Below are 19,429 nucleotides of genomic sequence, written 5' to 3'. Positions count from 1 at the left end.
TTGACCAATATTTCCTACGTTTAAACCTTTTTTTCTGCCTCCACTCAAGTTAAAATTGCATCATCAAATTGTTTAGTTACTGTTAGTGGATTTTGACCAATCTAAAAGCATAAATAAACGGACTGAAAAGCCAAACTTTCTATTTTAATAAGGGTGTTGCTAAATAATAGCATAAGTATGCGTAAAAAATTACAAGATAGGATAGCATCGTTTAAAGATGCATCTATTATAAAGGAAAAGGGATTATATCCCTATTTCAGATCTATCGAATCAGGCCAGGATACAGAGGTTATCATCAATGGGCAAAAGGTGCTGATGTTTGGTTCAAACTCTTATTTGGGTTTAACCAATCATCCAAAAATTAAAGAAGCTTCAAAAAAAGCAATAGATAAATACGGAACGGGTTGTGCGGGTTCGAGGTTTTTAAATGGTACACTAGATATTCATCTTGAGCTGGAATCTCGGTTGGCTGCATATGTAGGTAAAGAAGCAGCAGTACTTTTTAGTACTGGTTTTCAGGTTAACCTGGGCGTAATTTCATGTCTTTTAGATCGGAATGATTATCTTATTTTGGATGAGTACGATCACGCATCAATTATTGACGGAAGTCGTCTTTCTTTTTCGCGCACGATTAAATATGCGCATAATGATATGGAAGACCTACGTAAAAAACTAAGCCGTCTTCCAGAAGATTCCGCTAAACTAATTGTTTCTGATGGTATTTTCAGTATGGAAGGTGATTTGGTTAACCTTCCCGAAATGGTGAAAATAGCCGATGAATTTGGTGCAAATATTATGATGGATGACGCGCACAGTTTGGGCGTTATTGGTTTTAATGGCGCAGGAACGGCATCTCATTTTAACCTAAACGATAAAGTAGACTTAATTATGGGAACCTTTAGTAAATCTTTAGCCTCGTTAGGCGGATTTATTGCCGGTAATGCAGAAACTATAGAATTTATCAAACACAGAGCACGCTCACTAATGTTTAGTGCAAGTATGCCGCCATCTGCAGTGGCCAGTGTTATTGCTGCTTTAGATATTATAGAAGAAGAACCAGAGCGTATAGATAAGCTTTGGCAAAATACAGAATATGCGAAGAAACTATTGATTGAAGCAGGCTTTGATCTTGGCGATACGCATAGTCCAATCATCCCGGTTTACATCCGCGACAATGAGAAAACGTTTATGATTACCAATATTCTTCAACAGAATGGCGTATTTGTAAATCCTGTAGTATCCCCTGCAGTACCGTCTGATTCTTCATTGATCCGTTTTTCATTGATGGCTACGCACACATTCGAGCAGATCGATACCGCGATTGAAAAGTTAACTGAAGCATTTAAGGCCGTTAACGTTGATTTGGTAGGCTCGCAATCATGAAGAAAATAGTTCAGGTTTCCGGAAAAAAAGACCTCGCGGCCTTTATAGATTTTCCACATACACTGTATGCGAATGATCCAAACTACGTTCCGGAGTTGTTTATTGCACAACGCGATTTATTGACGCCCGGAAAACATCCTTTTTATGAACATTCGGAAATCCAACTTTTTCTGGCTTTAGAAGACAATAAAATTGTAGGCAGAATTGCCGCTATCCATAACGTAAACCACAATACGGTTTATAAAAGTAAAGATGGTTTCTTCGGTTTTTTCGATACCATTAATGATATAGAAGTAGCGAAACTTTTAATTTCTACAGCCGAAGAATGGTTAAGAGCAAAAGGCCTTAACCGGGTAATGGGACCTGTAAATTTCTCAACCAATGAAATCTGCGGATTATTGATTGAAGGATTTGATGGTCCGCCGGTAGCAATGATGCCATATAACGCACCGTATTATCCGGTTTTACTAGAACAGATCGGTTTTGCCAAAAATGTGGATTTAAGAGCATATCGGTATACCGCCGGAAATTATAACGATCGTTCTACAAGGTTAATTGAAGGAATTGAAAACAGGTTAAAACGCAACAACATCACTGTTAGAACCATCAACCTTAAAAACTTTAAAGAAGAAGCAAATAACATACGCGAAGTGTACAACAAGGCCTGGGATAAAAATTTAGGTTTTGTACCGATGACGGATAAAGAATTTGATTACACTGCGAAAGATCTAAAAATGGTGATGGACCCGGATTTTTGCATCATAGCAGAGCAGGAAGGGAAAATCGTAGGTTTTGCTTTAGCTATACCAGACATTAATCAAATTCTGATTAAAATAAAACGCGGCCGATTATTGCCAACCGGCATTTTTAAGCTTTTACTGAACAAGAAAAAGATTGACGGCATCCGGATTTTACTTTTAGGTGTAATTGATGGTTATCGTAAAATGGGTATTGAGGCGTGTTTATATGGAAGAATCATTAAGGCATTCCAGGCGAAAGGAATGAAATATGCCGAAGCAAGCTGGACGTTAGATCACAACGAAATGATCAACAAACCTATAGAAGATATAGGTGGGAAACTGTACCGCAAATACAGGATTCTCGAAAAGAAAATATGAAAAAAAGAGTTTTAATAACAGGTGCAACAGGATTTGTGGGATATCATCTGATAGAAGCTGCCTTAAAACAGGATTTAGACGTTTATGCAAACGTACGCCAATCCAGTTCGGTAGATCATCTTAAAGACTTGGATATACAATATGTAGACCTCAATTTTAGCTCGGTTGAAATGCTTACACAGCATATTGACGAAAATAAATACAATTACATTATACATGCAGCAGCAACAACAAAAGCTAAAAACCTGCAGCAGTATATTAAAATAAATGCCGATTACACAAGAAACCTGGCTAAAGCTACTGCTGCTGCTACGCATAAGGTAGAAAAGTTTGTGTTTGTTAGCAGTTTGGCAGCAATTGGTCCGCTGGAAAAACCAGATGAGGTACTAACAGATTTTTCGAAGTCGAATCCGGTAACCTTTTATGGCATCAGCAAAGCAAAAGCTGAAGACTACCTGAATCAGATTGAAGGTTTACCTTTAATCATTATCAGGCCAACAGCGGTGTACGGCCCAAGAGAAAAGGATTTATTTATCCTGTTTAAAAGTATCCGTTCTGGCTTGGAGCTTTACATTGGAAAGCAAGAACAAAAATTAAGCTTCATCTATGTTACAGATTTAGCAGAACTAATCATTAAAACCCTGGGGTCTGCAATTAAGCACAATGCTTATAACGTATCCGATGGAAGAATTTACGATCGGTTTTCGCTGGCTAAGTTTTCAAAGATGGCATTAAAAACAAAAACATTAACGGTTCAGATACCGGTTGGCATAATTAAAGGTGTTGCCTGGTGCCTCGATCGCAGTTATGGCTGGTTTAATAAAGTACCTACATTAAACCTGGATAAAGTGAAAGAGCTTACAGCAGCAAACTGGATTTGCAGCATACAAAACTTAGAAAGAGATTTTGGTTTTCAGCCAAAATATACTTTGGAAAACGGAATACAGGAAACCATAACCTGGTATAAAAAAAACAATTGGTTATAAGATTAGATAGTTAAAATAAAATAAAATGAAAGAACAAGTAAAAGCGGCAGATGGCAAACTTGGTATATTGATGCCAGGGCTTGGCGCAGTTGCCACTACCATGATTGCCGGTGTTGCAGCCGTTAAGAAAGGTTTATCAAAACCGATCGGCTCGTTAACACAAATGGGAACAATCCGTATCGGAAAAAGAACAGATAATAACGAACCTAAAATTAAAGATTTTGTTCCTTTGGCACCGCTTGAGGATTTAGTATTTGGTGGATGGGACGTTTATGAAGATAACGTTTACGAAGCTGCAATGAATGCCCGTGTATTGGACGCAAACTTGCTTCGCGATGTTAAAGAAGAATTGGAATCTATCAAGCCAATGCGTGCTGCTTTCGATAGAAACTACGTAAAAAACCTTGATGGTAAATATGTAAAAGATATTGAGAACCGTTGGGATTTGGCACAAGCTGTAATTGAAGACATTAAAAACTTCAAAGCAGAAAACAACTGTGACCGTATCGTTTTAGTATGGTGTGGTTCTACTGAAATCTATTTCGAAGCTTCTGAGGTGCATGCATCTTTAGCGGCTTTTGAACAAGGATTGAAAGATAACGATTCTCGTATCGCTCCAAGTATGATTTATGCTTATGCAGCGTTAAAATTGGGTTATCCATTTGCAAACGGAGCGCCAAACTTAACAGTAGATATTCCTGCTTTAATTGAGTTGGCTAAAGAAACCAATACACCAATTGCTGGTAAAGATTTCAAAACCGGACAAACCTTAATGAAAACCATTCTTGCGCCAGGTTTAACTGCACGCTCACTTGGTGTTAACGGTTGGTTCTCTGACAATATTTTAGGTAACAGAGATGGTTTGGTATTGGATGATCCGGATAACTTCAAAACTAAAGAGGTTTCTAAATTAGGTGTACTGGAAGATATTTTCAAACCAGAAAAAAACCCTGATTTGTATGGCGATATGTATCACAAAATCCGTATCAACTATTATCCACCTCACGGTGATAACAAAGAAAGCTGGGATAACATCGATATTTTCGGCTGGTTGGGTTACAAAATGCAAATCAAAATCAATTTCTTGTGTCGCGATTCAATTTTAGCTGCACCAATTGTTTTGGATTTGGCTTTGTTCAGCGATTTGGCTAAACGTGCAAACATGAGCGGTGTACAAGAATGGTTATCATTCTATTTGAAATCGCCTCAAACATTGCCAGGTGTGCCACCAGAAAATGATATCTTCAAGCAATTGATGAAACTTCAGAATACTTTACGCCATATGATGGGAGAAGATTTAATCACCCATTTAGGTTTGGATTACGAAGAAGAAACTGTTGATACGATCTAGTGTTCACACATAAAATTATATCTACCGGTCTGGGCATCGGATATATTGGCAAGGGCGGGGGCACAGTTGCTGCTGTGTTCGCATGCATTTGCTGGTACGTTTTCCAGACCGGTGATGTATACCCTAGCGTTTGGGCATTACCCATCACTATTATTTTAACAATTTTGGGTATTGTTAGCGGCAATAAGGTAGAAACCATTTGGGGCAAAGACCATGCAAGGGTCGTAATGGATGAAATAGTAGGAATGTGTATTACACTACTATGGGTGCCGGTAAAGTGGGAGTATATTCTCCTTGGGCTTGTATTGTTCAGGTTCTTCGATATCGTCAAACCTTTATTCATCCGGAAATTGGAAGCATTGCCAGGTGGTTGGGGCGTAATGGCAGATGATGTTCTTGCCGGTGTTTACGCAAACATTATCCTTCAGCTGGTTATCATATTGAACATTTTATAAATCAATATGTACACATTTTTAAAAGCCCAGGCATCGTCGCTATCCGCATCGATAGTTGATTTTTTGATGACTATTCTTTGTGCGAGAGTTTTTGGTATGTGGTATCTTGCAGCCAGTATAACCGGTACAGTATCAGGCGGTATTGTCAATTTCAGCATAAACAGAAACCTCGTTTTTAACGCAACTTCACAAAATATAAAATTTCAAATTATTAAATACATCATCGTTTGGTTGGGCAATTTGTTGCTGGTAACCGGTGGCGTTTATGGTTTGACTCATTTTTTCAATATAAATTATGTGCTCTCTAAAGTAATTGTGTCGCTCCTTATCGGTACAAGTTACAATTATATCATGCAAAAGCAGTTTATCTTTTCCCGTACATGAAACGTCTAATTAACATATCGTTAACTCTAAATATATTGGTCATTGGTTTGCTCAGTTTTGGCAACGTTGCAATGGCTCAAAGAACTGTTGTTACCGGCACCGTACGCGATGCGGCAACCAAAGAAACATTGCCTTACGTATCCGTTTTTTTTAATGGAACAAAAATTGGCACACAAACAGATGTAAACGGAAACTACACCATCAGTTCTGCAGAACCGCAAACCGGTTTAAAATTCAATTACGTTGGCTATACCGAGTTAGTGAGAACCGTTATTGCATCTAACACACAACAAATAGATGTTTTATTGAAAGCCGATTCTAAAGCGCTGGATGAAGTTGTGGTTGTAGGTGGTAAAAAAATACGGTACCGTAATAAAGACAATCCCGCAGTTGAACTGATCCGACAGGTAATTGCACATAAAGATGATAACCGCGTTAAAAGTTACAACACCATTTCTTACCGCGAGTATGAAAAGATGTTGTTTTCGATGAGTAATCTATCAGAAAAGTTTAAAAACAAAAAGATTTTCAGGAATTATCAGTTTCTGTTTCAGGAACAGGATTCTACTCAAATTGGTGGCAAAAACTTATTGCCGGTTTACATACAAGAAAAATTATCAGACAATTATCTGAGCCAAAATCCGGAAAAAAACAAATCTGTGGTTGTGGCCGAAAAGCAGGTAGATTTTGACAATCGTTATATTGATAATAAAGGCATGAAAGCATATTTCGATCGGATGTATCAGAATATCGATATCTACAAAAACAATATTTCGGTTATGAGCAATGAGTTTTTAAGTCCGATTGCCGATGGTGCGCCTGCGTTTTACAAATTCTTTATTACCGATACTTTAAAAGATCAGAAACCACAAATTATTGAGCTTTCTTTTACGCCGAGAAATACCAATGATATGTTGTTTGAGGGCAAAATTTACGTTACCAATGATGGAAAATATGCCGTAACAGGTGCCAATCTTGGCGTAAATAAAAACATCAATCTAAACTTCGTTCGGGCTTTAAAGATTGATCTGAACTTTGACAGAAATGAACAGGAGAAATATTCTTTAAGTAAAAGTAATCTCCTTGCCGACTTTGGCCTTTCCAAAAACAAAGGTTTAGGTTTTACCGGCGAACGGACCGTTACCTATAAAAATTATAAATATGACGAAATAATTCCAGATACCGTCTTTGCGGGCAAACCAACAGTAGTTTTGGCAGATGCCGGAAAACGTTCAGACCAATATTGGGAAAATAACCGATTGGATACCATTTCTGCCAATCAGCTTAAAATTTACCACAATATAGATACGCTTCAAAACTTGCCGTCGTTTAAACGTACAATGAAAATTGTGACCTTACTTTTTGCAGGTTATCAAAATTTCAATGTATACGAGGTTGGTCCGGTAAATACTTTTTACAGTTTTAACAATGTTGAAGGTTTAAGATTGCGTTTGGGCGGACGAACAACTCCGGAATTGAGCAAACGTTTTTATTTTGAAAACTATGCGGCTTACGGATTTAAAGATGAAAAATGGAAGTTTTTCCTTTCCGGAACATATTCTATAAACAACAAATCTATTTACGAGTTTCCACAGAATTACATCCGGGCAAGCTTTCAGCGCGATACAAAAATTCCGGGTCAGGAGTTGCAGTTTGTTCAGGAAGATAACTTTTTACTATCCTTTAAACGCGGTGTGAATGACATGTTATTGTACAACGATTTTTATCGTGTAGATTATGTAAAAGAATTTGAAAACCATTTATCCTATTCATTTGGATTGAAAAAATGGAGTCAGACGCCAGCAGGCGGATTGTTTTATCAAAGCAATACCGGTAGCCAGTTGATTAACCGCTTAACTACAAGTGAGATTTCTGTAGCGTTTAGATACGCACCAAATGAGAAATTTTATCAAGGAAAAATTTATCGTGTTCCGATTCCAGATCGTTATCCGGTTTTTAATTTCAGATATACAGCGGGTTTAAAAGACGTTTTAGGTGGCGAATACAATTACCACAATTTTCTGGGATCTATTGATAAGCGTTTCTATTTATCTCAATTGGGTTATACAGATTTTACGATTGAAGGAAGTTATATTGCTGGTAAAGTTCCTTTCCCGTTGTTGGCCATTCATCGTGCCAACCAAACTTACGCTTATCAGATCAGTTCATATAATTTGATGAACTTTTTAGAGTTCGTAAGTGATCATTATGTCAGTATTAACATCGATCATAACTTTAATGGCTTCTTTTTTAATAAATTGCCGTTAATTAAAAAATTGAAACTGCGCGAAGTATTTTCATTCAAAGCTTTGTATGGCGGATTGCGTGACGAGAATAACCCAGGTTTAAGTTCTAATCTTTACCGTTTTCCGGTTTACGAAAACGGCGCACAGAGAACTTATGGTTTAGGAAACGATCCATATATTGAAGGCAGTGTTGGTATCGGAAATATCTTTAAACTGCTTCGGGTAGATTTAGTGAAGCGCTTTAATTATTTAAACCAGCCAGAAGTTTCTGAATGGGGAATCCGGGCACGGGTAAAATTTGATTTTTAACAGATAAAAATGCAGGTAAAACTAAGAGATAGCCTTCAACAAGGCATATACAAAGTCATTAATCCTTTTGTTAAAGGATTAATTAAAATAGGTTTAACGCCAAATATGGTTACAACCATTGGTTTGGTGTTGAATATTGGTGTAGCGGTAATTTTTGTACTTGGTGCAGAAAAATCTAATCGTGGCGAATTGGGTTACGTAGGTTGGGGAGGCGCATTAGTGCTTTTTGCCGGCTTATTTGATATGTTAGATGGGCAAGTTGCACGTCTAGGAAATATGAGCTCGAAATTTGGTGCCCTTTATGATTCTGTTTTAGACCGATACAGTGAAATGATTATGTTTCTGGGTATTTGCTATTACCTTGTAGCACATCACTATTTTCTAAGTTCATTGTTCGCATTTATTGCGCTTATAGGCTCAATGATGGTCAGTTACACCCGTGCGCGTGCTGAAGGCTTGGGCGTAGAATGTAAAGGCGGTTTAATGCAGCGCCCGGAGCGCGTTGTTACCATTGGTATTGTTGCTATTGCTTGTGGTGTAACCAGTCATTTTATTGGCGGCGATTATAAAATCTATGTTCCGGGTATCTCATTTCACGTTTTTGAAACGATGACTATTTTTACTTTGCCCATCACAATTTTGGCCGTATTAACCAATATCACGGCAATCAAAAGGTTACAGGAAGCGAAAAAAGGATTGGAAGCGCAAGAATTGCAAGAACGTACGTCAAAAAATAAAGCAGCTTCCATAGTTGGTTTTCTGCTTGCCGTAGGTATTGCTGTTGGTGCGTCATCATCGGTTATGGCGCAAGTTTCAGATCCTTCTCCAATAAAATTTCCAACTCCAAAAAACATCAGCAATCAAATGTTTTATGTTCAGCGCGATCCGAATACCAATACGATTATCTGCCAGTTAAATCTGGATGCAAATGGCGAAGTGGTTAAAAAAACACCGGTAAATGTGTTTTGGATGCGCTATGGCGATAATGGCGAAAAAAAAGAGTTAAGTTATATCCAACGCAAGTTTGCTTATGGTATCGATTCTAAAGATATGGGAAACGGACAGTTTGAGCTGCGTTTTGTATCGCACAAAAAATTGCCCATGTATTTAAGTAAATCGGCGGTTGATAAAAAATACCATGTTTACGCAACAATCAACAATAAAAAGATGATTTTGGAAAGAATATTTCTGCGCATTGAAGGCGGATCGTTCTGGCTTCCAAATGTTAAATATGTTGAAATTAAAGGATACGATGCAGCTGATTTTAGCAAACCGCTTGTAGAGCGCATCAAAGTGTAGTTATTGATATGAAAAGAAATTTTGTTTCAAATTCATCGGATTCTATCCGGATGTTTAAGAGTAATTTCCTGGAGAGTTTATCTAAAGTAAGATATTATGTGCCCTTAATTGTGTACGTACCAATTATTGTTTTCTTTGTCTGGAAATCTATTTTCCAATTGCACACGCCGGTTTTAGATTTTTTCGGTTGGTTGTTGTTTGGATTGGCCGTATGGACCATTACAGAATATATACTGCACCGTTGGGTGTTCCATTACGAGCCGCCGGGTGCATTTGGCAAAAAAATCCATTTTATTTTTCATGGCGTACACCATGATTATCCGAATGATGCAAAACGTTTGGTAATGCCGCCATCGGCCAGTATTCCGCTGGCACTTGGGTTTTTCTTTTTATTTCAGTGGTTATTGCCAGAAGGTATTGTGTATGCTTTTTTTCCGGGTTTTATTGGTGGATATCTGTTTTATGATATGGTACATTATGCCTTACATCATGCCAATTTTAAAAGTGGATTCTGGAAAAAATTGAAACATCACCATATGTTGCACCATTATTCAGATCCAACGAAAGGTTACGGCGTAAGTTGGACATTTTGGGACAATATCTTCAGGTCTAATTTCGAGAAAAAGTAGAATGAACGAAGAAGTTAGCCTGAAAAATACAAACATCAGAATTAAAGATATTCTCATCACCACTCTTATTTCTGCCATTTACATTGCATTATCAACCTTGCTGGTTGGTTTTAAAACTGATCAATTGGTGTTGGTGGCGATATTTAATTCAATGTATTATTTAAGTCGTGGAACTCGGAAATTTATTCTCGGTTTCTCGATTTTTATCGTCTATTGGATTTTGTACGATTATATGAAAGCTTTCCCGAATTATTTGTTCAGCGAAGTGCATATACAAAGTTTATACGAAACAGAGAAGAAACTTTTCGGTATTCAATTTCACGATTTGGTTTTAACGCCAAATGAATACTGGAAACTGAATAGCAATTCTTTTTTAGACGTGCTTACCGGTTTTTTTTACCTGATGTGGGTGCCCGTTCCTTTAGCTTTTGCTACCTACCTTTTCTTTACCAACAAACGGCAGTTTGTATACTTTTCTCTAACTTTTGTTTGGGTAAATTTATTAGGATTTGTAGTGTATTATGCTTTTCCGGCTGCACCACCTTGGTACGTTCAGGAACATGGTTTCATCTTTCATGCAAAAACTCCGGGCAATACGGCAGGGTTAATCCGTTTTGATCATTTCTTTAATACAACCTTATTTCAAGGTATTTATAGTAAAGGGTCTAATGTTTTTGCTGCAATGCCATCCTTGCATTCGGCTTATCCCGTAATTGTATTTTTCTATGCAATGAAAAGCAAATTAGGTAAAATCAATATCTTTTTTCTAATTGTTATGCTGGGCATTTGGTTTGCGGCAGTTTACACCAGTCATCATTACATATTAGATGTTTTGGCCGGAATTACTTGCGCAGGTATTGGGATTTTTAGTTTTTTCTGGGTGATCAGACAAAAAGCTATTCATCGCTTTTGTGAAAACCTGATCAGCAAAATCAGCTAATCAGGTTTATATCGTATTAAAGTTCACTTAGTTTGAAGGTATCCCCAACGCGGATGCCTTTGTCTGTTTGTTGTAAAGTGCAACATTCCTGTACAGAATCGTGCTCCAGAAACAATACATATTCCTGATCAAGTGCTTCTTGCAAAAAAGCCTGCTTTTCATGCAGGGTTTTCAACGGAAACATATCGTAAGACATTACATAGGGTAGGGGAAGGTGGCCCACCGATGGAAGCAAATCTGCCACATAAACTATGGTTTTGCCTTTGTAGTTTATTTTAGGTAGCATCATCGCATCGGTATGGCCGTATGCAAAGCTGATATTGATGTTCGGTTTCCAAGTGGTATTTTCCCTTTCTTCAATAAATTTCAATTGCCCACTTTGTTGCAAAGGCAAAATGTTTTCTTTGAGAAAAGACGCTTTCTCTCTTGCATTGGGTTCAGTTGCCCATTGCCAGTGTTTTTCATTACTCCAATAGGTGGCATTTTTAAATGCTGGTAAAAGTTTTTCTCCCTCGCGCACAACCGCACCACCAACGTGATCGAAATGCAAATGAGTTAGAAAAACATCTGTAATATCTGAGCGCTGAAAGCCAAGTGCAGCGAGCGATTTATCCATTGTATCATTTCCATGTAGATAATAATGGCTAAAAAACTTCTCGTCTTGCTTGTCTCCAATTCCGGTATCAACCAGAATCAGCTCATTACCATCTTCAATTAACAAGCAACGCATTGCCCAAGTACACATGTTGTTTTCATCTGCAGGGTTTGTACGTTGCCAGATGCTTTTCGGCACTACGCCAAACATTGCTCCGCCATCTAACTTAAATAATCCGGTATCTATTGTGTGTAATTTCATAATTGATGGGTATTTATCCGGTTAAAGTTATGTTTTCAGACGGTTTGCACCAAATAAAGATTAGCTGCTTTTGCCCGGTGTGGCGAGTTTTAAACCAATGATGGATACGATAAGTAAACCGATAAAAAAGATTCGCCAGAAACTTACATCTTCTTTGAAATAGAAAATGCCAACCAATACTGTACCTACAGCGCCAATACCAGACCAAATGGCATACGCCGTTCCTAAAGGGATTTCTACGGTTGATTTGGTTAATAATACAAAGCTGATGATGACACAAAGTACAAAAGCAACAGCCCATTTCCAGTTGGTAAAACCTTCAGATAATTTTAAGGAAGTGGTAAAACCTACTTCAAAAAGTCCTGCAATGACCAGTAAAATCCAATTCATAATGTTATTTATTTTTGATTAGCCTCTAAAATTCAACAGCCTCAATCTTTAAATGTTTGGAATTAGTTCACGAGTCAATAGTCATTAGTCAGGAGTTCATTAGGAAATCCTTCGCCAAAATTCATGTATCAATAGCCATTTTTGGAGATGCCTGTAAACAAAAAAAGCGGTAGTTTTAATAACTACCGCCTTTTAATATTTGTATTGTATTGACTTACAAATGTATTACTTCGCCGTATGCATCAGCGGCAGCTTCCATAATGGCTTCACTCATTGTTGGGTGAGGGTGTACCGATTTAATCATTTCATGACCGGTAGTTTCCAATTTACGTGCTACAACAATTTCAGCAATCATCTCAGTTACGTTAGCACCAATCATGTGTGCACCGAGTAATTCGCCGTATTTTGCGTCGAAAATTAATTTGATAAAACCATCTTTTGCACCGGCAGCACTAGCTTTTCCAGAAGCTGAGAACGGGAACTTACCAATTTTTAACTCATAACCTGCTGCTTTAGCTGCTTTTTCTGTATAACCAACAGATGCAATTTCTGGAGTACAATACGTACAACCCGGGATATTGTTATAATCTAAAGGCTCTACATGCTGACCAGCAATTTTTTCTACACAGATAATTCCTTCTGCAGATGCCACGTGCGCTAGAGCTTGTCCGCCTACAACATCGCCAATGGCATAATAACCTTTAACTGATGTATTGTAAAACTCATCTGTAACGATTTTTCCTTTTTCGGTTTTGATGCCAACTTCTTCCAGTCCGATGTTTTCGATGTTTGCAACAATACCAGCAGCAGAAAGTACGATATCTGCTTCGATGGTTTGCATACCAGAAGCAGTTTTAACAGATACTTTGCAACCTGCGCCCGCAGTATCTACAGATTCTACACTTGCAGATGTCATCACATCAATTCCAACTTTTTTCAAGCTGCGCAACAATTGTTTAGAAACATCTTCATCCTCTACCGGAACAACATTTTCCATAAACTCTACAATGGTAACTTTAGTACCCATTGTAGCGTAGAAATAGGCAAATTCTACACCAATGGCACCAGAACCTACAACAACCATACTTTTAGGTTGTTCAGGCAGAACCATTGCCTGGCGGTAGCCAATTACTTTTTTCCCATCTTGTTTCAGGTTTGGCAATTCTCTTGAGCGTGCGCCAGTGGCAATAATAATGTTTTTAGCTGTTAGTTCTTTTTGAGAACCATCTGCGCCTTTAACTTCTAGTTTGTTGCCTGATTTTACTTTTCCAGTGCCCATGATGACGTCAATTTTATTTTTCTTCATCAAAAACTGAACACCTTTACTCATACCATCTGCAACACCGCGACTACGTTTGATAATTGCCGGGAAATCTGCCTTGGCTTCTGTAGTAGTTATACCATAATCAGCAGCGTGATTAATGTATTCAAATACTTGTGCACTTTTTAACAATGCTTTTGTAGGGATACAACCCCAATTTAAACAAATACCACCTAAAGATTCGCGCTCAACAATGGCAACTTTCATTCCCAATTGTGAAGCTCTGATTGCAGCTACATAACCTCCAGGGCCGCTGCCTAAAACAATAACGTCGTAATTCATATCTATTTAAAGAAGTTTGCTTTTAATTGTTCTTTCTTTTGTGTAAGTTTTGGACAAAAGGAAACCAACCGTTTCGGATTTTACCTGCTTACCTTATTTTACGATTAAATTCAGGATGACCTGAATCCAAATTATCGTCAAAACTAAAAAAATGTTTCTTAATAAACGATAATTCGCAAAGTCCTTACAAAAACTTTATAAACACCCTGGGAAAGTAAAGTTAGGCCATTGTAGAGACAAATTTCGGTACATGGCTTCAAACAATTGGTAAAGTGCAACTTAGCAGTGCGATTTTCATGTTAAATGTTGAAAAGTTTTGAACTATTTAACGATAATTTAATATTGGATGTTAAAATGTGTTAAATTTTATTCCCTACATTTGTCGAATAATTCATTTACTGACTTATTCAACAACAAAAAAAACATTTAAAAAACAAAGTATGAAGAAATCTTTACTTTTAAGATTCGTGCTGCTATTCGTTGCTGTAGTGGGTTTTACGTTTGGAGCTAATGCTCAGGTAACTACCTCATCAATGACCGGTACAATTAGAGACGCAAAAGGTGCACTACCCGGTGCTAGCGTTAAGGCTACACATACCCCAACAGGTACCGTGTATTCGGTTTCAACCAACAACGATGGCCGCTTTACCATTGGTGGTATGCGTGTTGGCGGGCCTTACACTATTGAAATCAGTTTTGTAGGGTATAACACACTTAAACAAACAGATATCTATCTGAAATTAGGTGAGCCTTATGTAGAAAACGTAGAATTGTCTGATAACAGCTCAACTTTAGAAGAAGTTAAAGTTGTTGGTCGTAACAATTCAATTATGAATTCTAATAAAAATGGTGCGAATACAGTTGTTACAAGACAACAGATTCAAAGTTTGCCTACAATTAGCAGAAGTGTGAATGATTTAACCCGTTTAACACCACAAGCTAATGGTACTTCAATTGGCGGTGGTAACTACCGTTCAAACAATTTCACCGTAGATGGTGCAAACTTCAATAACCAGTTTGGTATTGGTCAGAACATTCCGGCTAACGGATCGCCGATTTCTATCGACGCTTTGGAGCAGATTTCAATTAACGTAACTCCTTACGATGTACGTCAGTCAGGATTTACCGGTGGTTCGGTGACCGCGGTTACACGTTCAGGTACAAACACGTTTAGTGGAAGTGCATTTTATACTATGCGCGGTGATGATCAGCAAGGAAAAAGAATCGGAGAGAGCTATAGAATTCCAGCTTCAGCAGTTCAAAAACTTGATGAAAAAAACTATGGCTTTAGCTTAGGTGGACCAATTGTTAAAGACAAATTGTTCTTCTTTGTGAACTATGAAAAAAAACATACCATAGAACCAGGAAACAACAGAATTGCTGCTACTCCAAGTCAGCCTTTCGGCAGTCTAACAACTGTAGCTCCTGCAACTGCAAGCTTTTTGGATGGAGTTAAAACTTATTTGCAAAACACTTACGGATACAATCCAGGTGTTTATCAAGGTTACTCCAATATCAGTGATAATGAAAAGATGTTCGCCCGCTTAGATTGGAACATTTCAAAAAATCACCGTTTTAGCGTTCGTTATAATCAGGTAGAAAGCCAGTCACCAAGTTCTGCATCTACTTCAGTTAGTGGTTCTGGTGTTACAGGTAATTTAGGTTATGGAAACTCGAGATCTGGTTCTGCAACAAACGCTGGTCTAAATTTCTCAAATTCAAACTATTATCAAGCAGCTAACTTATATTCTGCAGTTGCTGAGTTAAACTCAAACTTTGGTAGTAAAGTTACAAATGTTGCGCGTGTAACATATTCGCACCAAAATGACCCTCGTACCTCGGATAGTTCTCCTTTCCCTTTGGTAGATATTTTGGACGGAAGTCAATCTGCAACATCGGCAGGTAACGTTTTGACGACGTTTGGTTACGAAGCATTTACTTATGGAAACTTAAGAGATGTTAAAGGTTATACATATAGTGATGATTTGACTTTAGCTTTAGGTAAACACAACATTACTTTAGGTGCTCAGGCAGAATTCAGTACAACTAAAAATGGTTTCCAACGTTTTGGGACTGGGTTTTACACGTTTGCTTCTTGGAATGATTTTATTACTAATCAAAGACCGTTACAATATTCGGTAACTTATCCATTAACCGCCGATGGCACTCAAGCATATCCAAGCTTTAAATTCGCACAGTACTCTGCGTATATTCAAGATGAGTTTACAATCTCAGATCGTTTTAAGTTAACTGCTGGTTTACGTGTGGAGCAGGCAACTTATCCAGATGTATCTGAAATCAGAACACATCCATTAGTTGCAGCGCAAACTTTCGTAAACGGACAGAAAGTTGATACAGGTGTTTTGCCTCAAAATAAATTAACCTACTCTCCTCGTTTTGGTTTTAATTGGGACGTATTGGGTGACCGTTCTTTCCAAGTTCGTGGAGGTTCTGGTATCTTCACTGGCCGTGTGCCGTTTGTTTGGTTAGTATCTCAATCTGGAGATGCTGGATTATTACAATACACTCAGGTTTATTCTGGTGCTAATACTCCGTTCTTCAGTCCAAATATTGCACCTAATTTGACTTCTACTGCACCTGCTGCAGGAACCAGTATCCCAGGTACAATTAGCTCGTTATCTCCAGACTTAAAGTTTCCTCAAACATGGAAATCAAGTTTAGCATTCGATGTTAAATTGCCTTGGGGTGTAGTAGGTACATTGGAAGGAATTTACGGTAAAGAACTAAATGTAGTTGTTGCCGAAAATGTAAACTTAAAAGATCCAACAATCCAAGTTAACGGTTATGCAGATACAAGATATTTTTACCCAAGTTCTGTTAATGGAAGACAGGTTGTTAACATTACAAGCGCTGGCGCTGTAAGTGCAACTGGTACCTCTGCATTGAACGTTGTTCAAATGAAAAATACTAAAGGTGGTTACAACTGGCAGGCAACAGCACAGTTGACCAAACAATTTGGTAGTGGACTTTCTGCAATGATTGCCTATACTAGATCTGACCAACGTAACTTTGGAGATCAAAGTGGAGATCAGTTGTTAAACTTATGGTCTCTGCCATACACTTCAGGTAGTGCGAATTCTCCTTCATTGAGTTACTCTCAAAACTTGAATCCTGATCGTATTGTTGCGAATATCTCTTATAGAAAAGAATATATTGGTAATCTTGCAACATCATTGTCACTATTTTATCAAGGTTCTCAACAAGGTCGATTCTCTTACTATTATAGTGCAGATTTTAACAGAGATGGTCAAACCAATGATTTGATTTACATCCCTCGTAACGCATCTGAAATTACTTTCGAAGCAATTCCTGCTGGAACTTCTGGTTATGGTAGAGCATATTCAGCTCAAGAGCAAAGTGACGCATTTTTCGCCTATATTGCTCAGGATCCATACTTGAGCAAGCACCAGGGTGAATATGCAGAACGTAATGCAGCAACACTACCTTGGAGACATCAGTTTGACTTGAGAATTACTCAAGAAATTTTCAAAAATATCGGTAATTCAAAAAATTCATTCCAATTTACTGCAGACATCTTTAACTTCGGTAATTTGTTAAACCGCAAATGGGGTAATATAAACTTTGTGAATAATGCAGCGATTTTAGTACCTAGAAACGTATCTGCAATTAACGCAACTACCAAGCCTGTTTTCAGATTAGCAGCATCTCAAAATGATTTGGTTAGAAGCACTTATGGAACTTCACAAACTATTTCTTCTACTTACTACATGCAATTTGGTGTTCGTTATATCTTTAACTAATACAAATTCAAATTATAACTTAAAAATCCCGGCCACAAGCCGGGATTTTTTTATTTAAGCCAAATTTTTCTGCCACACAAAAAAGGCTTCCCAATTTGGAAAGCCTTTTAAAAATATCTTTAATAATTACTTCAACAGCTTAGTTTGATACAAGTCTTTTCGTCTATCTTTCAACACTTTTACCGTTCCGTAATGGTGTAATTCATCTAACAAATGAAGATCAACATCTACAACCAATACCATTTCTGTATTTGGTGTTGCTTCTGCTTTTACGGCATTTGTAGGGAAGGCAAAATCGGAAGGTGTGAACACCGCAGATTGTGCAAACTGAATATCCATATTATTTACTTTCGGCAAATTACCTACGCAACCTGCAATGGCTACATAACATTCATTTTCAATTGCGCGTGCCTGGGCGCAATGTCTTACGCGCGTGTAGCCATTTTGCGTGTCTGTAAGAAAAGGAACAAAGAGAATCTGCATACCTTGATCGGCATAAATTCTGCTGAGTTCCGGGAACTCTACATCGTAACAAATTAAGATCCCGACTTTGCCACAATCGGTATCAAAAACCTGCAATTTATCGCCGCCAACCATACCATAATATTTTTGTTCATTCGGCGTGATGTGGATTTTTCTAAACTCATCAATCTTGCCGGTTCTATGGCACAAATAGGTTGCATTATACAGTTTGCCATTGTCTAGTAAAGGCATGCTACCCGTAATAATATTTACATTATAGCTTAGTGCATATTCATGCATTTTCTGCACAATTTCTTCTGTTTTTTCTGCCAGTTTCCGCATGGCTTCAATCTCTGGTAAATGGTTGTAAGGCTGAAGAAGCGGCGTATTAAACAGTTCTGGAAACATGATAAAATCAGATTTATATCCGCTTACTGCATCAACAAAAAATTCCACCTGCTCATAAAAACTTTCCATATCCGGAAAAAGACGCATTTGCCACTGTACAAGGCCTAAACGAATGGTCATAGCCGATCTCGCCGAGGCATCTACACCTTGGTAATAAATGTTATTCCATTCAATCAGTGTAGCAAACTCTTTAGATTCGTGATCTCCGGGAAGATAATTTTTCAATACTTTCCTTACGTGAAAATCATTCGAGATCTGAAATGTAAGTGTTGGATCGTATATATCTTTGGCTTTTACCTTATCAATATACTGGCGTGGCGTAAGTGTTTCCGCGTAGGCGTGGTAACCCGGTATTCTGCCCCCGGCAATAATACTTTTTAGATTTAAACCTTCGCAAAGCTCTTTTCTGGCTTCATACAATCGTCTGCCGAGGCGTAAGCCGCGGTATTCAGGATGTACAAAAATTTCAATTCCGTATAAGGTATCTCCATTCGGATCATGCGTGGAGAAAGAATAATCGCCGGTAATTAATTTATAAGTATGCCGATCGCCATATTCCGTATAATCTACAATAATAGAGAGCGAACAGGCCACCACTTTATCATCAACTGCAATACAAAGTTGTCCTTCCGGGAAAATTTTCAATAGTTTTGCGATGCTCGATTTCGGCCAGATTTGCCCGCCCATGCTGTCATAAGCTTGCAACATAGATTCTTTTAAATCGGCATAATCTTCAAGCGTCAGTTTGCGTATTTCAATATTCATAAATCTTCATTTGTACTGTAGCAACAGATGAAGAGGTTTAATGTTTTATGGGGATGCAGGTAT

At 37.9% G+C, this 19,429-nt stretch carries 15 protein-coding genes; 11 read left to right on the top strand and 4 right to left on the bottom strand.

The genetic code is table 11. The features are described 5' to 3' along the window. The first annotated feature begins 177 nt into the window (after positions 1-177). The 10 genes from spt to ACJVDH_RS12305 are packed head-to-tail and all read left to right on the top strand — an operon-like array spanning position 178 to position 11,100. On the top strand, positions 178-1,383 hold the full coding sequence (gene spt / locus ACJVDH_RS12350; protein ID WP_443943707.1) for a serine palmitoyltransferase: 1,206 nt from the start codon (positions 178-180) through the stop codon (positions 1,381-1,383). Then, on the top strand, positions 1,380-2,501 hold the full coding sequence (locus ACJVDH_RS12345; protein WP_443943706.1) for a hypothetical protein: 1,122 nt from the start codon (positions 1,380-1,382) through the stop codon (positions 2,499-2,501). Before spt ends, ACJVDH_RS12345 begins: the two co-directional genes overlap by 4 nt. Beyond that, complete coding sequence (locus ACJVDH_RS12340) at positions 2,498-3,487, top strand: NAD-dependent epimerase/dehydratase family protein (RefSeq protein WP_443943705.1); 990 nt, start codon at positions 2,498-2,500, stop codon at positions 3,485-3,487. Before ACJVDH_RS12345 ends, ACJVDH_RS12340 begins: the two co-directional genes overlap by 4 nt. 25 nt (positions 3,488-3,512) lie before the next feature. Continuing rightward, the gene (locus ACJVDH_RS12335; RefSeq protein WP_443943704.1) at positions 3,513-4,838 is read left to right on the top strand and encodes an inositol-3-phosphate synthase; all 1,326 of its coding nucleotides are present in this window, start codon (positions 3,513-3,515) and stop codon (positions 4,836-4,838) included. After that, positions 4,838-5,293: a phosphatidylglycerophosphatase A family protein gene (locus tag ACJVDH_RS12330; RefSeq protein ID WP_443943703.1), complete on the top strand. Its 456-nt coding sequence runs from the start codon at positions 4,838-4,840 to the stop codon at positions 5,291-5,293. The genes ACJVDH_RS12335 and ACJVDH_RS12330 overlap by 1 nt, the downstream gene beginning before the upstream one ends. A 6-nt stretch (positions 5,294-5,299) precedes the next feature. Further along, positions 5,300-5,677 carry a GtrA family protein gene (locus ACJVDH_RS12325; RefSeq protein ID WP_443943702.1) on the top strand — a complete coding sequence of 126 codons (378 nt, stop codon included), beginning with the start codon at positions 5,300-5,302 and terminating at the stop codon, positions 5,675-5,677. Next, complete coding sequence (locus ACJVDH_RS12320) at positions 5,674-8,232, top strand: DUF5686 family protein (RefSeq protein WP_443943701.1); 2,559 nt, start codon at positions 5,674-5,676, stop codon at positions 8,230-8,232. The genes ACJVDH_RS12325 and ACJVDH_RS12320 overlap by 4 nt, the downstream gene beginning before the upstream one ends. Before the next feature lie 9 nt (positions 8,233-8,241). Further along, complete coding sequence (locus ACJVDH_RS12315) at positions 8,242-9,531, top strand: DUF4833 domain-containing protein (RefSeq protein ID WP_443943700.1); 1,290 nt, start codon at positions 8,242-8,244, stop codon at positions 9,529-9,531. Positions 9,532-9,539: 8 nt separating this feature from the next. Beyond that, positions 9,540-10,160 (top strand): sterol desaturase family protein, encoded by a 621-nt coding sequence (locus ACJVDH_RS12310; protein ID WP_443943699.1) that lies wholly within the window; start codon positions 9,540-9,542, stop codon positions 10,158-10,160. A 1-nt stretch (position 10,161) separates the two neighbouring features. Further along, the gene (locus ACJVDH_RS12305) at positions 10,162-11,100 is read left to right on the top strand and encodes a phosphatase PAP2 family protein (RefSeq protein WP_443943698.1); all 939 of its coding nucleotides are present in this window, start codon (positions 10,162-10,164) and stop codon (positions 11,098-11,100) included. 16 nt (positions 11,101-11,116) lie between these two features. Here the strand turns inward: ACJVDH_RS12305 and ACJVDH_RS12300 are convergent, their stop codons facing one another. From ACJVDH_RS12300 to lpdA, 3 genes are all read right to left on the bottom strand, one after another. Beyond that, on the bottom strand, positions 11,117-11,956 hold the full coding sequence (locus tag ACJVDH_RS12300) for an MBL fold metallo-hydrolase (RefSeq protein WP_443943697.1): 840 nt from the start codon (positions 11,954-11,956) through the stop codon (positions 11,117-11,119). 60 nt (positions 11,957-12,016) lie between these two features. Continuing rightward, entirely contained in the window at positions 12,017-12,346 is a 330-nt protein-coding gene (locus ACJVDH_RS12295; RefSeq protein ID WP_443943696.1) for a DMT family transporter, read from the bottom strand. 214 nt (positions 12,347-12,560) lie between these two features. Then, positions 12,561-13,949, bottom strand: coding sequence for a dihydrolipoyl dehydrogenase (gene lpdA / locus ACJVDH_RS12290; protein ID WP_443943695.1), 1,389 nt, complete (start codon positions 13,947-13,949; stop codon positions 12,561-12,563). 440 nt (positions 13,950-14,389) lie between these two features. On the opposite strand from lpdA, the gene ACJVDH_RS12285 reads away from it, so the two are divergent. Then, positions 14,390-17,731: a TonB-dependent receptor gene (locus tag ACJVDH_RS12285; RefSeq protein WP_443943694.1), complete on the top strand. Its 3,342-nt coding sequence runs from the start codon at positions 14,390-14,392 to the stop codon at positions 17,729-17,731. 126 nt (positions 17,732-17,857) lie between these two features. Here ACJVDH_RS12285 and ACJVDH_RS12280 read toward each other — a convergent pair whose 3' ends face one another. Next, entirely contained in the window at positions 17,858-19,366 is a 1,509-nt protein-coding gene (locus ACJVDH_RS12280; protein ID WP_443943693.1) for a GNAT family N-acetyltransferase, read from the bottom strand. Positions 19,367-19,429: the final 63 nt, after the last annotated feature.

Origin of the sequence: Pedobacter terrestris (assembly GCF_052343045.1) — a bacterium.
Classification (GTDB): domain Bacteria; phylum Bacteroidota; class Bacteroidia; order Sphingobacteriales; family Sphingobacteriaceae; genus Pedobacter.
Note: the sequence above shows the minus strand (reverse complement) of the source record. Positions and strands in the feature narration are given on the sequence as shown.

Bases quoted from the DNA above. Each gene is read 5' to 3' on its own strand.
- spt (WP_443943707.1), top strand. From the start codon at position 178: ATGCGTAAAAAATTACAAGATAGGATAGCATCGTTTAAAGATGCATCT.
- ACJVDH_RS12345 (WP_443943706.1), top strand. From the start codon at position 1,380: ATGAAGAAAATAGTTCAGGTTTCCGGAAAAAAAGACCTCGCGGCCTTT.
- ACJVDH_RS12340 (WP_443943705.1), top strand. From the start codon at position 2,498: ATGAAAAAAAGAGTTTTAATAACAGGTGCAACAGGATTTGTGGGATAT.
- ACJVDH_RS12335 (WP_443943704.1), top strand. From the start codon at position 3,513: ATGAAAGAACAAGTAAAAGCGGCAGATGGCAAACTTGGTATATTGATG.
- ACJVDH_RS12325 (WP_443943702.1), top strand. From the start codon at position 5,300: ATGTACACATTTTTAAAAGCCCAGGCATCGTCGCTATCCGCATCGATA.
- ACJVDH_RS12320 (WP_443943701.1), top strand. From the start codon at position 5,674: ATGAAACGTCTAATTAACATATCGTTAACTCTAAATATATTGGTCATT.
- ACJVDH_RS12315 (WP_443943700.1), top strand. From the start codon at position 8,242: ATGCAGGTAAAACTAAGAGATAGCCTTCAACAAGGCATATACAAAGTC.
- ACJVDH_RS12310 (WP_443943699.1), top strand. From the start codon at position 9,540: ATGAAAAGAAATTTTGTTTCAAATTCATCGGATTCTATCCGGATGTTT.
- ACJVDH_RS12305 (WP_443943698.1), top strand. From the start codon at position 10,162: ATGAACGAAGAAGTTAGCCTGAAAAATACAAACATCAGAATTAAAGAT.
- ACJVDH_RS12300 (WP_443943697.1), bottom strand. From the start codon at position 11,956: ATGAAATTACACACAATAGATACCGGATTATTTAAGTTAGATGGCGGA.
- ACJVDH_RS12295 (WP_443943696.1), bottom strand. From the start codon at position 12,346: ATGAATTGGATTTTACTGGTCATTGCAGGACTTTTTGAAGTAGGTTTT.
- lpdA (WP_443943695.1), bottom strand. From the start codon at position 13,949: ATGAATTACGACGTTATTGTTTTAGGCAGCGGCCCTGGAGGTTATGTA.
- ACJVDH_RS12285 (WP_443943694.1), top strand. From the start codon at position 14,390: ATGAAGAAATCTTTACTTTTAAGATTCGTGCTGCTATTCGTTGCTGTA.
- ACJVDH_RS12280 (WP_443943693.1), bottom strand. From the start codon at position 19,366: ATGAATATTGAAATACGCAAACTGACGCTTGAAGATTATGCCGATTTA.